At 66.3% G+C, this 14,528-nt stretch carries 11 protein-coding genes; 6 read left to right on the top strand and 5 right to left on the bottom strand.

The features are described 5' to 3' along the window. The first annotated feature begins 130 nt into the window (after positions 1 to 130). From QZ546_RS01545 to QZ546_RS01525, 5 genes are all read left to right on the top strand, one after another. A complete protein-coding gene (locus tag QZ546_RS01545) occupies positions 131 to 466 on the top strand; it encodes a S4 domain-containing protein (RefSeq protein WP_294233566.1) in 336 nt (111 codons plus the stop codon). 29 nt (positions 467 to 495) lie between these two features. Then, entirely contained in the window at positions 496 to 837 is a 342-nt protein-coding gene (gene fdxA, locus QZ546_RS01540) for a ferredoxin FdxA (RefSeq protein WP_125959090.1), read from the top strand. Positions 838 to 1,182: 345 nt separating this feature from the next. Beyond that, positions 1,183 to 1,716: a CarD family transcriptional regulator gene (locus tag QZ546_RS01535; protein ID WP_042486954.1), complete on the top strand. Its 534-nt coding sequence runs from the start codon at positions 1,183 to 1,185 to the stop codon at positions 1,714 to 1,716. 112 nt (positions 1,717 to 1,828) lie between these two features. After that, positions 1,829 to 2,572: a head GIN domain-containing protein gene (locus QZ546_RS01530; RefSeq protein ID WP_294233553.1), complete on the top strand. Its 744-nt coding sequence runs from the start codon at positions 1,829 to 1,831 to the stop codon at positions 2,570 to 2,572. A gap of 42 nt (positions 2,573 to 2,614) precedes the next feature. Then, a complete protein-coding gene (locus QZ546_RS01525; RefSeq protein WP_294233550.1) occupies positions 2,615 to 3,310 on the top strand; it encodes a DUF2807 domain-containing protein in 696 nt (231 codons plus the stop codon). A gap of 4 nt (positions 3,311 to 3,314) precedes the next feature. Here QZ546_RS01525 and QZ546_RS01520 read toward each other — a convergent pair whose 3' ends face one another. After that, positions 3,315 to 4,262 carry an alpha/beta fold hydrolase gene (locus tag QZ546_RS01520; protein WP_294233546.1) on the bottom strand — a complete coding sequence of 316 codons (948 nt, stop codon included), beginning with the start codon at positions 4,260 to 4,262 and terminating at the stop codon, positions 3,315 to 3,317. A 120-nt stretch (positions 4,263 to 4,382) separates the two neighbouring features. On the opposite strand from QZ546_RS01520, the gene QZ546_RS01515 reads away from it, so the two are divergent. After that, complete coding sequence (locus QZ546_RS01515; RefSeq protein WP_294233543.1) at positions 4,383 to 6,740, top strand: membrane-bound PQQ-dependent dehydrogenase, glucose/quinate/shikimate family; 2,358 nt, start codon at positions 4,383 to 4,385, stop codon at positions 6,738 to 6,740. Between the two features lie 175 nt (positions 6,741 to 6,915). Here QZ546_RS01515 and QZ546_RS01510 read toward each other — a convergent pair whose 3' ends face one another. From QZ546_RS01510 to QZ546_RS01495, 4 genes are all read right to left on the bottom strand, one after another. Beyond that, positions 6,916 to 8,265, bottom strand: coding sequence for a family 43 glycosylhydrolase (locus QZ546_RS01510; RefSeq protein WP_294233540.1), 1,350 nt, complete (start codon positions 8,263 to 8,265; stop codon positions 6,916 to 6,918). Continuing rightward, on the bottom strand, positions 8,265 to 9,830 hold the full coding sequence (locus QZ546_RS01505; RefSeq protein ID WP_294233537.1) for an alpha-L-arabinofuranosidase C-terminal domain-containing protein: 1,566 nt from the start codon (positions 9,828 to 9,830) through the stop codon (positions 8,265 to 8,267). Before QZ546_RS01505 ends, QZ546_RS01510 begins: the two co-directional genes overlap by 1 nt. A 92-nt stretch (positions 9,831 to 9,922) precedes the next feature. Then, positions 9,923 to 11,434: a tryptophan halogenase family protein gene (locus tag QZ546_RS01500; RefSeq protein WP_294233534.1), complete on the bottom strand. Its 1,512-nt coding sequence runs from the start codon at positions 11,432 to 11,434 to the stop codon at positions 9,923 to 9,925. 81 nt (positions 11,435 to 11,515) lie between these two features. Then, positions 11,516 to 14,329 carry a TonB-dependent receptor gene (locus QZ546_RS01495; RefSeq protein WP_294233532.1) on the bottom strand — a complete coding sequence of 938 codons (2,814 nt, stop codon included), beginning with the start codon at positions 14,327 to 14,329 and terminating at the stop codon, positions 11,516 to 11,518. Positions 14,330 to 14,528 lie beyond the last annotated feature (199 nt).

Below are 14,528 nucleotides of genomic sequence, written 5' to 3'. Positions count from 1 at the left end.
TTGCCTCAGGCCGAAAATTTGCGGCCCTGCCCCTCCACCACCGCTTCGCGGCGGTCCCCCTCCCCAAGCACCGCTTGGGGAGGAATATGGCCGTCATCTCATCCTCCCACAGAAAGGACCATCCCGCCCCATGACCACCCGCGCCACCGCCACCGAGTCGATGCGGCTCGACCGTTTCCTCTGGTGGGCGCGGATCGCCAAGTCGCGCGAGACCGCGCAGGCGATGGCATGTGACGGGCATTTCCGCATGGACGGCCGCGCGATCGACCGCGCCCATGCGCCGGTGCGGGTGGGCAGCATCCTGACCTTCGCGCATCATGGCGACGTCCGCGTGCTGCGGGTCGAGTCGCTGCCCGTCCGGCGCGGCCCGCCCGCCGAAGGGCGCGCCTGTTACTGCGATCTGGTCACTTCTCCGGTTAGCCCCAATATGGTTTCGGGCGTTGACGGATCGTCATACGCGGCATAGCAGCACGCGTTCGTACCTTGGGAGTTGTCATGACCTACGTCGTCACCGATGCCTGCATTCGCTGCAAGTATATGGACTGTGTCGAGGTGTGTCCCGTCGACTGCTTCTATGAGGGCGAGAATATGCTCGTCATCAACCCGTCCGAGTGCATCGACTGCGGCGTGTGCGAGCCGGAATGCCCGGCCGAGGCGATCCTGCCCGACACCGAGAGCGGTCTGGAACAGTGGCTGGAGCTGAACAACACCTTCTCCGCCCAGTGGCCCAATGTCACGCGCAAGCTGGACCAGACGCCGCCCGACGCCGATGCGATGAAGGGCGTCGAGAACAAATATGAGCAGTTCTTCAGCCCGGAGCCCGGCAAGGGCGACTAATCGGAAACTCTTCCTCCCCTGCAAGGGGAGGTGGCGGGCCGAAGGCCTGACGGAGGGGTGTCGCCCTCTCGATAACGGGATACCCCTCCACCATGCTTCGCATGGTCCCCCTCCCCTTGCAGGGGAGGAATGTTTCGGTACGGCGCCGAATGGTTCCCGTTACCCTGCACATATGCTGGTAATTTTCTTGCGACCATGCTATATGGTCCGCGACGGGCCTAGCTGTTTTCGCGACCGCCCGCCTTGATGTGTTCGACCCTTCCTTCCCGAGGCCGATGAGAACAGTGGACCTATTTCCGCTCGTCCGGCGCTCGTGCGAAGGCCTTTGATCCGGAAAGGCCCCCAATGGCTGCCAAGGCGCTCCACTTCGACGTCGGTGACTATGTCGTGTATCCCAAGCATGGCGTGGGCCGCGTTATCGAGCTGCAAAAGCAGGAAATCGCAGGGATGCAGCTCGAACTCTATGTGCTGCGGTTCGAAAAGGAGCGCATGACGCTCCGCGTTCCCACCAACAAGGCCGAGTCGGTCGGCATGCGCAAGCTGTCCTCGGACAAGACCATGCGCGAGGCGATGGAAACGCTGAAGGGCAAGCCCAAGGTCAAGCGTACCATGTGGTCGCGCCGTGCCCAGGAATATGAAGCGAAGATCAACTCGGGCGACCTGGTGTCGATCGCCGAAGTGGTCCGCGACCTGTTCCGCGCCGACGACCAGCCCGAGCAAAGCTATTCCGAGCGGCAGATCTTCGAAGCGGCCACCAGCCGCCTCGCCCGCGAACTCGCCGCGATGGAAGAGGTGGACGAGCCCCGCGCCCAGGAGAAGATCCTGGAAATCCTGCGCGCGGCCGCGGCGATCTATAACAAGGAAAAGCCTGCGGCCTGACGCCGTTCGCGATGTCCGAACCGAAAAGGGCGGTCCCGCTGGGGCCGCCCTTTTCATTTGCGCCGCGATGCCCCTTGCGTGTATTGTTGATGCAACACACAGGAGGTTGTCCATGAAGAAGCCCGTCGCCCTGCCCTCGCTGCTGGCCATCGCCTTGCTGGCCGTTCCCACTGCCGCCTGCTCGTTCGAGAGCGACGCGCGCGGGCAGGACATCCCCGCACAGGGCACCGGCGGCGTGCGCAGCTATGCCGTGCGCGACTTTACCGGCGTCGAGGCGAACGGCAGCGATCCGGTCGATATCCGCGTCGGGCGCGACTTCTCGGTGCGGGCCGAGGGTCCGGCCGACGCCCTCGATCAGCTACGTGTCGCACGCGACGGCGACAAGCTGGTGATCGGCCTAAAAAAGGGCGTGCACTGGGGCAAGCGCAGCGGCGTGCGGGTGCTGGTCACGCTGCCGCGCCTGACCGAGGCGGGGGTCAGCGGATCGGGCCGGATGACCATCGACCGGGTCGAGGGCTCCGGTTTCAAGGCGGGTGTCGCGGGTTCGGGCGATCTCGTCATCGCCGCGATGCGGGTGGGCCAGGCGGATCTGGGCATCGCCGGATCGGGTTCGATCAGCGCGACCGGCACCGCCGATGCGCTGAAGGCCGGGATCGCCGGGTCGGGCAGCCTGAACGCCGCGGGTCTCCATGCCAAGAAGGCCAAGGTCGGCGTCACCGGCTCGGGCAATGTGACCGTTCAGGTCGACGGTCCGGCTAAGGTCGGGCTGACCGGGTCGGGCAGCGCCGATCTGGGTCCCCATTCGGTTTGTACGGTGGGAAGGACGGGATCGGGCACGGTGCGCTGCGGCCGCTGATCCGGGTTGCGACGGGGGACGGAGCGCGCGAGGATGGCGGCCATGCTTCGCCGCCACCTCCTGTCGCTGCTCCTTCTTCTCCTGCCCAGCGCCGCTCCGGCTGCCGAGCGCCGGGTCGACCTGAGCAGTTTTCAGAAATTGCGCGTCGAGGGCGGCTTTGTCGTCACCCTGACCACCGCCCCCTCGCCGCGCGGCACGCTGTCGGGCGATGCCGAGGCGCTGCGCCAGGTGGAGACGCGCATCGCCGACGGCACGCTGGTGGTGCGACGGGTGACGGCGGGTGAGCCGTCCCGCCGCACGGCCACGACGCCGTTGACCCTCACCCTCGCCGCGCCGCCGCTCTCGGCCATCACCGTGATCGGCGGGGCGCAGGTGAGCGCGCAGGCCCTACGCGGCGCGGCCATGGCGGTGACGATCACCGGCGGCGGCGATGTCCGGGTCGACCGGGTGGAGGGCGATCAGCTGAACGCGATGCTGCTCGGCACCGCAAGGCTGAGCATCGCGGGCGGGCGCGTCGGCAAGGCGCGGCTGGCGGGCAATGGCGCCATCGCGCTGGCGGCCGAGGGGCTGGAGGCGGGCGACCTGTCCGTGACGCTCGACGGCCCCGGCGAGATTCAGGCGCGGGCCCGCTATAGCGCGACCGTCACCAATGGCGGGGTCGGCCGGGTGACGGTGGCGGGCACCCCCAAATGCCGGATCATGCCGGGCAGCGGGCCGGTCCGCTGCGGCACGCGCTGACCCTCTAACCCGCCCCCAGTCGCCGCGTCAGAAACGCGTCGATCGCGGCAAAGGCATTGGCGCGCACCGGATCGGCCTCGCGCAGGATCTCGTGCGCGCAGTCCTTGCCGAAGGCGACCATTTCACCGCGCGGCAAGCGTGCCGCCACACGCCCGGCGGCACGCGGGTCGACCAGCCGATCGGCCAGCGCCACCAGCATCAGCACCGGCGTCTCGATCCGTGCCAGCGCGGGATCGTCGCGCAGGGCGGCGGTCGCGCGAAACGCCTCCGCCACCCAATGCCAGCTGGGCGAGCCCAGGCACAGATCGGGCCGGGCCTGCCGAAACGCCTGCTGATCGGCGAAGCGCGCCAGGTCGTGAGTCAGTCTCTTCTGGCGCGCGGCGGCCGCCGCCTCGGTCTCCAGCCGCCGCCAGGCGGGACGCAAGGGATCACCCCGTCCCACCTGCCAGCGCGCGAACCGCGCCCCCGCCCATTGCCCGACCGGCGAGCGCAGCGCGAGCATCGGTGCCACCAGCACCACCGCATCGGGCACGATATGGCCCGCCGCCAGTGCCGACAGGGTGACGAACCCGCCCATCGAATGGCCCAGCACGACATGCGGGCCCTCCGCCTCCGCCGCCCAGTCGGTGTAGAAGGCGGACAGATCCTCGGTCAGCCGGTCGAACCGGTCGATATGCCCCGTCCCGTCGCCGGTCAGCCGCCCCGATCCGCCCTGCCCGCGCCAGTCGAAAGCGGTGACGTCCCAGCCTTGGGCACGGAAATTGTCGATCGCATCGCCATATTTCTCGATCATGTCGGCGCGGCCGGTCTGGAACAACAGGCGTCCGCGGCGAGGCACATCCGGCTCGGACGGCCGGTCATAGCGGCGATGGACCCAGCCATCGGGCGCCGTCCAGCGGGACAGAAACGGCGCCAGCCCGGCCTCTTCCGATCGCGATGCCGCCAAAACCATATCGTCCCGACCTCCGTCCGATGGGATTATCATCGTCTGTCAAAAACACAGGCGAACCAAGCCTGCGTTCGCGCGTTCATCTTCCAGCAACTTTTTGTTACAGTCATAGGGGGAACGCCCGTGCTGGGTCGCGTCTTGGCGAAAATTCTGGGCTGGGTATTGGCCCTGCTGGGCGGGTTCTTCGCGGTGGCGGGGGGGTATCTCGCGCTGCTGGGCGGTTCGCCTTATTATGTCCTGACCGGCCTTGCGATGATCCTGTCGGGCGCGCTGATCGGACGCGGCGATCCGCGTGGGCGCTGGCTCTATGTCGCGATATGGGTGGCAACGCTGATCTGGGCGATATGGGAGGTTGGGCTCGATCCGCTCCAGCTGGTCCCGCGCGTCGTGGCGCCGACCGTCCTGCTGATCCTGGTCATCCTGCCCTGGCTGATCGCCACGATGCGCACGCACAGGGCGCGGACCCGTGCCATGCCCGCCGCACTGGGCATCATCGCGCTGATGATGGCGGTGCCTGTGCTGAGGACGCGCCCCGCCGAGGCGCAGGACCCCGCACTGCCGATCGCGGGCCAGCCACCCGTCGGTGACTGGACCGATTATGGTGGCACCCTGTCGGGCCAGCGTTATTCGGCGCTGTCGCAGATCACGCCGGATAATGTCGGCAAGCTGGAACTCGCCTGGACGCAGCGCACCGGCGACCTGCCCGACCGTGCGGAATCGGTCGAGCATAAACGCGAATATCATTCGGAGGCGACGCCGATCCAGATCGGCGACACGCTCTATACCTGCACCCCGCACTCGATCGTCCAGGCGATCGACGCGACGACGGGGCGGACCAAATGGAGCTGGAAGGATCAGGTCAGCCGCCAGGGGAACAGCTATCTCGTCTGTCGCGGGGTCGCTTTCTATCAGGCCCCGGCGGGCACGCCCTGCCCGCGCCGCATCTTCGCGCCGACCTTCGACGCGCGGATGATGGCGCTCGACGCCGATACCGGACAGCCCTGCCCTGGCTTCGGCACCAACGGCGCGATCGACCTGCGCCAGAATATGGGCGTGTCGGGCCCCGCCGATCAGATCAGCACCTCGCCCCCGGTGGTCGCCAATGGCCGGTTGATCGTCGGCGAGCGGATCGTCGACAATGTGAACCGCAACATCCCCAGCGGCGTGGTGCGCGCCTATGATCCGGTCACGGGGGCGGGCATCTGGGCTTGGGACGTGGGTCGCTCGCCCGATGCGATCCCGCCGCTGCCTGCCGGGGAAACCTATACGCGCGGCACGCCCAATGTGTGGGGCGCGATGACCGCCGATCCGGCCAATGGCCTGGTGTATCTCGGCACCGGCAATGCCTCGCCCGATTACTGGATCGGCTGGCGGCGGCCGTTCGACGACCGGTTCGGCACGTCGATCGTCGCGCTGGAAATCGCGACCGGCAAGCTGCGCTGGGTCCGCCAGCTGGTCCACCGGGACATGTGGGACATGGATATTCCCATCGGCCCGTCGCTGTTCGACTATCGCGCGCCCAACGGCCAGACCATCCCCGCGCTGATCCAGACGACGAAGATGGGCCAGGTCTATTTCCTCAACCGCCTGACCGGTGCGCCGATCACCCCGATCGTCGAGCGGCCCGCGCGGCTGGACGGCGCGACGCCGGGGGTGAAGGTGTCGCCGACCCAGCCCTGGTCGGTCGGCCTGCCCTCCTTCACCCCGCCCGCGCCGACCGAGAAGTCGACCTGGGGCGCGACGCCGATCGACCAGCTGTTCTGCCGGATCGACATCCGCCGCGCGCAGGGGACGGGCATCTACCAGCCCACCGGCCTCAAGCCGATCATCGGCCATCCGGCCTTTGACGGCGTCACCGACTGGGGCGGCGCGGCGCTGGATCCGGTGCGGCAGGTCTTCACCGTCAACACGATGGAGATGCCGTTCAAGATCTGGCTGATGCGCCGCGACGACCCGCGCGTGAAGGCCTATATGGCCAAGAAGAAGGGCGGCGAGAATGCGCGCGAGCCCAATCTCCAGACCCAGTATAACACCCCCTATGTCGCGGTGGTCGCTGCCTGGATCGGGGTGTTCGGCGCACCGTGCAACGCCCCGCCCTGGGGCCACCTGACTGCGGTCGATCTGAATACCAAGAAGGTCGTGTGGAAGAAGGTGCTGGGCACCGCGCAGGATACCGGGCTGTTCGGCAGCCATCTGGGCGTGCCGATCAAGACAGGCGTGCCCAATCTGGGCGGCTCGATCATCACCGCCTCGGGCCTGGTGTTCATCGGGGCGACGACCGACCAATATCTGCGGGCCTATGATCTGAAGTCGGGCAAGGTGCTGTGGCGCGCCCGGCTGCCGGCGGGGGCGCAGGCGACGCCGATGACCTATCGCGGGCGCGACGGGCGGCAATATGTCGTCATCACCGCCGGGGGCCATGGGGCGCTGGGGACGCGGTATGGGGATTATACGATGGCATTTGCGCTGCCGAGGGGGTGAGGTCTTTGGCGTCGCTCAGGCTGAGCGACGGTTGATTTAAGCCATAGCTCCACCGCTGGCCGCTCCCCTCCCGTAAACGGGAGGGGATGGGGGAGGGCACGGAGTCTCACCGAGACCAGCCCTCGCGGCCCTCCCCTCCCCAAACCCCTCCCGCCTGCGGGAGGGGCTTACAGAGTTAGAAGATCGACCACTCCAGGATGGCGGGTTCCTTCGCTGTCACCGTCATCCGCAGGAACCGCGCCTTGCCCGGATGGCGCAGGGTAATGGGCGATCCGCTCACCCCCGTCTCCGCTGCGACCTGACGCCAGCTCTTCCCATCCTGCGAAGCCTCGATCCGCAAATCCTGCGGCTGGATCGCGAAGGCCGGACGCACCCGGCTCTCCCGCACGTCCCGTACCGCGCCCAGATCAGCGGTCAGCACCGGCGGCTGCCCCGCCTCCGGTCGCCAGACGGTCGCGTAATCATCGTCCGCCGCCAGCGCATCCGCCCCCTTCCCCATCCAGCGCAAGCCTCGCGTCCGATGCGCGGCAAAGGCCGGGATCACCGGATCATGGCTGGGCACGACCTTCTCCAGCGTCCCGTCCGCCTTCACGGTCAGCGGATCGACCGCCACCTGCCGCAACACCCGCTCAGCGCCCATCACGAAGGGCAGCGCCTGGCGGTGATAGAGGATGTACGACCGCCCCTTGTCGGCGAAGACCGCATGATGCCCCGGGCTGATGATCTGCCGGGCGGCATTGGTTTCCAGCACCGGGCTGTTCGCCGCCTCGGTGAACGGCCCCATCGGCGACGACCCGACCGCATAGCGGACCTTATAGCTGTCCTTGGTCGTATTCCCGTCGCTGTACATCAGCAGGTAACGCCCCTTCTCCTTCACCATGAAGGGGCCTTCGAAATAATGGGCCGGGGTCACGTCTTTTGGCGTGCCGTCGAAATGAACCATGTCGGGCTTCAGCTTCACGACGAAGCAATGCCCATTGACCCAGTTCAGCCCCGATCCCCAATAGAGATAGGCCTGACCATCGGTGTCGATAAACGCCTCGGCGTCGATCATGTGGTACTCAGGCGCAAAATCGCGCGCGATCAGCGGCTTGCCGCCATTGGCATCGGCCCAGGGCCCTGCCGGAGAGGGCGCGGAGCCGACCCACACCTCGCTGCCGACCGAGACATACATGTACCAGCGGCCATTCGCAGCCTTGACCACCGAGGGAGCCCAGACCTTGGCATCGCCCGAGGTCGGGCTGGTCGCCGCCTGCTTGGTCGGCCAGTTGGGCTGCGAGAAGGTCCAGTCGCGGCCATTGTCCGAGGTCCACAGGCCCAGACGGTCATCCCCCCAGGGATCGACCGTGGCGAAGATATACCAACGCCCCCCATCGCGCACGATGGAGGGGTCGGCGAAATAGCCCGGGAGCAGCGGATTGCCCGCCCCCGGACTGTTCCATTGCACATCGCGCCGGGGCGCAGCGGATCCCGCAGCATTGCTGAGCAGAACGGCGGCGAGCAGCGCTCCGGCGCGGGTCTTCATCAGCGCAGGTCCAGCATCACGACCGACTTGGCGGGCACCTGCACGGTCAACATGCCGCCCGACAGCGTCGCGCCGCTGAACGGCTGCGGCGCGATCTGGTTGGGTGCGTCGAACGTGTTGTGCGCGTCCATCGTCGCGCCGGTCAGGATACGACCCGATACCTGCGCGGCGGTCAGCCCGTCCAGCTTGACGGTGACGGTCGCCGGCTGATTGGGATCGACATTGGTCAGGCCGACATGAACCACGCCCGCCTTGTCGCGCACGGCCGAGGCGCTGACCGCCTTCATCACCCACTGGTCCTTATTGTACCAGCGCGACTGGACATCGACCGGCAGGACGGTGGCGTCCTGATAGTCCTTGTACATGTCGAACACCCAATAGGTCGGCGTCTTCACCATGCGCGCGCCATCGACCAGGATCATCGCCTGCAGCACGTTCACCATCTGCGCGATATTGGCACCGCGTACCCGGTCGGCATGGCGTGCAAAGATGTCGAGGTTCAGGCTGGCGACCATCGCGTCGCGCAGGCTGTTCTGCTGATACAGGAAGCCCGGATTGGTGCCCGGTTCGACATCATACCAGGTGCCCCATTCGTCGACGAGCAGCGCGACCCGCTTGCGCGGATCGTACTTGTCCATGATCGCCGAATGCTTGGTCAGCAGCTCTTCCATCTTCAGCGTCTTGGAGAGCGTACGCGCCCAGGCTTCCTCGTCGAAGCCGGTGGCCGCGCCCTTCTTCTCCCAGGTGCCCGGGACGGTGTAGTAATGGACGCCGATGCCGTCGAACGCAGACCCTGCGTCGCGCATCATCACCTCGGTCCAGTTATAGTCCTCGCTGTTGGCGCCGCTGGCGATCTTCATCAGCTTTTCGCCCGCCGGTACCTTCAGGAAGGTCGAATAGCGGCGCGTCACGTCGGCGGCATATTCGGGGCGCATATTGCCGCCGCAACCCCATAGCTCGTTGCCGATGCCGAACATGGCCAGCTTCCACGGGCGGTCGCGGCCGTTCTTGCGACGCTCCTCGGCATAGGTCGATTTGGACGGGAAGGTCATATATTCGACCCACTCGGCCATCTCCGACGGCGCGGCCGAGCCGACATTGCCCGAGACATAGGCCTCGGCGCCGACCAGCTCGGTATAGTTCATGAACTCGTTGGTGCCGAAGCTATTGTCCTCGGTCACGCCGCCCCAGTTGGTGTTGACCTTGGTCAGCCGCTTGGCCTGGGGGCCGACGCCTTCGCGCCAGTGATATTCGTCGGCGAAGCAGCCGCCCGGCCAGCGGATCACCGGCACGCGGATCGCCTTCAGCGCGTCGATGACGTCGCGGCGATAGCCGTTGATGTTGGGGATCTTGCTGCCCTTGCCGACCCAGATGCCCGGATAGATGCCGGTCCCCAGATGCTCGGCGAACTGGCCGAAGATATGTCGGTCATAGATGGCACCCGGACGGTCGGCATGGACCTCGACCGCATCGCCGCCGGTTGCCGGAGTGGTCTGTGCCGTTGCCGTGCCCGCGAACAGCGTGGCGACCGCCGCCGCGAACAGGAATTTCGTTGCCCTTTTCATGGATTCTCCTCTGCCTGATGCGGCATGATGGATTATTGTCCGAGTAAAGAACAGCCCTGATTGCGGGTCCGTCGCGCCCCTCAGGCGGCCCTTCAAATGCCATAGCCCTGTTGCCGGCGGAATGCGTCGTGATCCGGCATCAGCTCCAGCGATTTTCGGGTGACCGTCGCGATATGCGCCAGCCGGGCGGCGGCTTCGTCCATCGGCATAGCCAGTGCCACGGGGTCGAAACCGCGCGGGACAAGCCCCTGCCCGTCCATCACCGCCAGCCAGCTGGTCTTGGTGAACAGCGCCTCGCCCTCGCGGTAGATCCGCCCCGTGGCGCGGTAGCTGTCGATCCGATCCTGCAGCGTCTCGGGCAACGCCATGGTCCGCAGATGCCGCCAATAATCCGTGTCGTCGCGCTCGGTGGCGTGGAAATGCAGGATGATGAAGTCGCGAATATCCGCATATTCCTCGACCATCAGCCGGTTGTAGCGCCTCTGGTCGGCGCTGGCGAAGGCCATGGTCGGCAGCATTTCGAGCAGCCGCGCGATGCCGACCTGGATCAAATGGATGCTGGTCGATTCGAGCGGCTCCAGAAAGCCCCCGGCCAGCCCCAGCGCGATGCAATTCCCCTCCCAGAAGCGGGTGCGTCGGCCGGTGCGGAAGCGTAACGGACGCGGCTCGCCCATCGGCTGGCCGTCCAGCCCGGCCAGCAGGCGTGCCGTCGCCTCATCATCGGACAAATGGGCGGAGGCATAGACAATGCCGTTGCCGGTGCGATGCTGTAGCGGGATGCGCCACTGCCACCCGGCGCCATGCGCGGCGGAGCGGGTATAAGGCGTCAGCGGCCCGCTGCGCGCCGAGGGCACCGCGATCGCGCGGTCATTGGGCAGCCAATGGCCCCAATCCTCGAACCCGACGCCCAGCGTCTCGCCCAGCAACAGCGCGCGGAAACCCGAACAGTCGATGAAAAGGTCGCCCGCGATCCGCGTGCCGTCCTCCAGCGCGATCGCGTCGATCAGCCCGTCATCGCGTCGCTCGACCCGCGCCACCCGCCCCTCATGGCGGACCACCCCCTGCCCCTCGGCCAGGCGGCGCAGGAAGCGAGCATAAAGCCCGGCATCGAAATGATAGGCATAGCCGATATGCCCTAGCGGCGTATTGCCGGGGCGCGGCGTGGTGAAGCGGTTGGCCCGCGCCGCCAGCGTCGCCAGCGCATAGGCGTCGAGCGGCTCGGCCCGCCCCGCCTGGGCCAGGCGCTGCCACACCGCCTCGAACGGGATCGGCCCAAAATCATGGCCATAGGTGCCAAAGGGGTGGAAATAGCGGTGGCCGGTCCGCCGCCAGTCGACGAATTCGATGCCCAGCTTGAAGCTGCCCCTGGTCTCGCGCACGAATTCGCGCTCGTCGATCCCCAGCAGCGCGTTGAAGGCCTGGATCGGCGGGATCGTCGCCTCGCCGACGCCGATCGTGCCGATCGCCTCGGATTCGATCAGGGTGATGGACGGCCCGTGTCGACCCAGCACCCGCGACAGCGCCGCCGCCGCCATCCAACCGGCGGTCCCGCCGCCCAGGATCACGATCCGCCCGATCGGCCGATCGGGGGCTTGGCCGGGCATGCTGTCGTCTCGTTCGATCATCCGTTCGCCATAGCAAAAGCGGCACGGGGACGGCGTCGCCCCCGTGCCGAGTGGGGAACGTCAGTACAGGACGCGGATCGACGCACCGAAGCGCCGGTCGTTGAGCTGATATTGCAGCGGCGCGGAGGGCGTGCCGATATAGAGCACGTTCATCCGGTTGTTCAGATTCACCGCATCGACCGAGACGGCGAGATTCTTGGTCAGGTTCAGGTTGAGCGAGGCGTCGAGCGAGGCATAGGGCCTGGCATATTGCGCCTCGCCATTGGCGCCGCTGCCCGTGGTCGCATCGAGATAGCTCGACCGCCAGTTCCAGGCGACGCGCGCCGTCACCGGGCCCTTTTCGTACAGGCCGATCAGATTGTAGCTGTGCTTGGACAGCTTTTCGAGCGGCAGCGACGAGGGCGCATTGGGGTTGTTGCCCGCGAACGGATTGGCAACGTTCGAGTCGACATAGGTATAGTTCGCCTGGATGCCCAGGCCGCTGAGCAGGCCCGGCAGGAAGTCGAAGAACTGCTGATAGCCGATCTCCGCGCCCTTCACCGTGCCGCTGCCCGAATTGACGACGGTGTTCACGTCATAGGCCCGGCCGCCATAGGTGCCGACGATCCGGCCGCTGGCCAGGAAGCCGTTGATCTTCTTGTAGAAGATACCGCCGGTCAGCGAACCTGCGGGCGCGAAATACCATTCCGCCGTCAGGTCGATATTGTCCGAGTCGATCGGGCTGAGCCGCGGATTGCCCGAACTGGCGCTGGGACGGCCGGTCGCCGGATTGACCTGGTTCGGATTGTTCAGCGTGATGTTGGTCGACAGCTGGTCGAAATTCGGCCGCGCCAGCCCCTTGGAATAGGCGAAGCGCATCTGGAAATCATCGGTCAGCCGGGCGCGCAGGTTCACGCTCGGCAGGACGCGGGTGTACCGGTTCTTCAGCGCCAGCGGCGCGCTGGTGCCGTCGGCGTTGAACTGCGTCCCGTTCGAGGTCAGGTCGGTCCGGACCAGCCGTGCGCCGACGCTGCCGTCGAAGCGGACACCCGCCCCCTCGAATTCGTAATCGGCCATGCCCCAGGCGGTATAGGTCTTCTCGGTCTGGTTGTTCAGGTCGCCGGGGGTGAAGGCGTCCTTCGTCTTCGCACCGAACAGCGCATAGAGCGCCTTGGTCTGCGCCCAGACGCCGTCACCCTGCGGGAAGGCCGGATAGAGGATGCCGCCCTTCACCGTATTGCCGTCGAACCAGTTGGACGACGGCCCCTTCATCGCCAGCTGCGGGAAGCGCGACAGCGGGATCAGCGCGGTGCCGCTGGGCGCGTCCTGGCCCGGTGTCACGCCCTGGTACAAGCCAACACCGTTCCACGTCCCGCGCAGGTCGATGGTGTTGCCCGCATAGCGCGCGCCGCCGCGCAGCTTCTGCAGCACGCCGCCCTCGAAATCATATTCGATGTCATAGGCGAGCGCGAGCGTGTCGGCGTCGTTGCGCTGGAGCGAGTCGGCGATGAACGGCAGCGTGTAATTGGCCGGATTGTTCAGCACCGTCGGATCAGTCACGTCCCAGCGCGGATATTTGCCGCGCAGGTCGAACACCACGGTCGAGGGATGCGGCGCGGTCAGCGCGGTCTGGCCCGACCGGTTGTAGAGCGACAGGACATGGCCGTTGCGGTCGGCATTGTAATAGGACTTCAGATACTGGACGTCGAAGCTCATCTTCGCGTGTTCGGTCGCCTGCCAGCCGACATTGAAGGTATAATTCTGGCTGGCGCTCCACAATTCCTGGTCGAAACGGCCGGTCTCGAAGGTCTGCGGGCTCAGCGCACCGCTGGTCGCATAGCCATCCTTGTTGAAGGTGAAGGTCGCGCCCGGCGCCGCACCGGTACCATAGGACGTGACCTGCCCGGCTGCGTTATACTGGTTCGAGCGGTTGTTATAATCGTAATAATAGGCGCCGGTGCGGTTGAACCAATATTTGGTACCCTGATACTGCGCCGTCACCAGCACATCGTCGCTGGCCTTCCACTGGACGGCGGCCGCAATGCCGAAGCGCCGGCGATCGCCGCTATCGTCATAGATTTCGAAGCCGTAGGGAATACGCGCATTGCTGGGCGCGTTGGCGATCGTGCCCGGCTGCGCTTCGGCAAAGGGCCCCGCAAGCAGGCCGTCCTGGCGATACTGGCTCTTGGAATAGACCGCGTTGACCAGGATGCCGATCTCGCCGATCGCACTGTCATAGCGGTTGCTGTAGAGGCCCGAGATCGAGCCGCCGAACTTGTCGACCCGGTCGTAATAATTGCCGCGTGCGGTCAGCGAGATGACCTGCCCCGCCGCATCGAACGGCTTGCGGGTACGCAGATTGACCGCGCCGCCGATGCCGCCCTCGATGACGTTGGCGGGGGCGTTCTTGTAGACGTCGATGCCCGCGAGCAGTTCGGGCGGAATCCCCTCCAGATCGAAGGCGCGGCCGCCCGAGGCCGAATAGACGGCGCGGCCATCGAGGAAATTCTGCACCTGGGTCAGGCCGCGCACGGTGACGGCGGGCTGGGTCCGATGGTCGAAATCCGTCGCGCCCTCGCCATAACGACGCTGGATCTGCACGCCGGTGATCCGCTGCAGCGCTTCGGTGGTGTTGGCGTCGGGCAGCTTGCCGATGTCCTGCGCCTGGACCGAATCGACGATCTGATCGGCATTGCGCTTGATCGCCTGTGCCGAGCGAAGGCTCTCGCGCACGCCGGTGACGACGATGTCCTGATCGCTGACCGGCGCCTGGGCGGCCTGATCGGCGGTCAAGGCCTGGGTGGATTGGGTCGCGGCCTGAACCTGGGCCATGGCCGGTGCGGTCCACAGCGCGGCCATGGACGTGCCGCACAGCAAAATGGTGCTGATTTTCATCGCTTCATCCCCTCCCTGATGACCCATCCCGTCGTTGCGGGATGCGTCGCTTTATTGTCTGATTAATAGGATAGGGCCGTTTCAGCCGCAACAGAAAAATAGCATCCGGATGTCGTAAACATGACCGTTTCGACAGAAATCAGCCTTAGATACTGATTTGGCAGAGTGTTTTATCGGCGCGCGACCGATGTTGACGCAG

This window comes from uncultured Sphingomonas sp. (assembly GCF_913062585.1).
GTDB lineage: Bacteria > Pseudomonadota > Alphaproteobacteria > Sphingomonadales > Sphingomonadaceae > Sphingomonas.
Note: the sequence above shows the minus strand (reverse complement) of the source record. Positions and strands in the feature narration are given on the sequence as shown.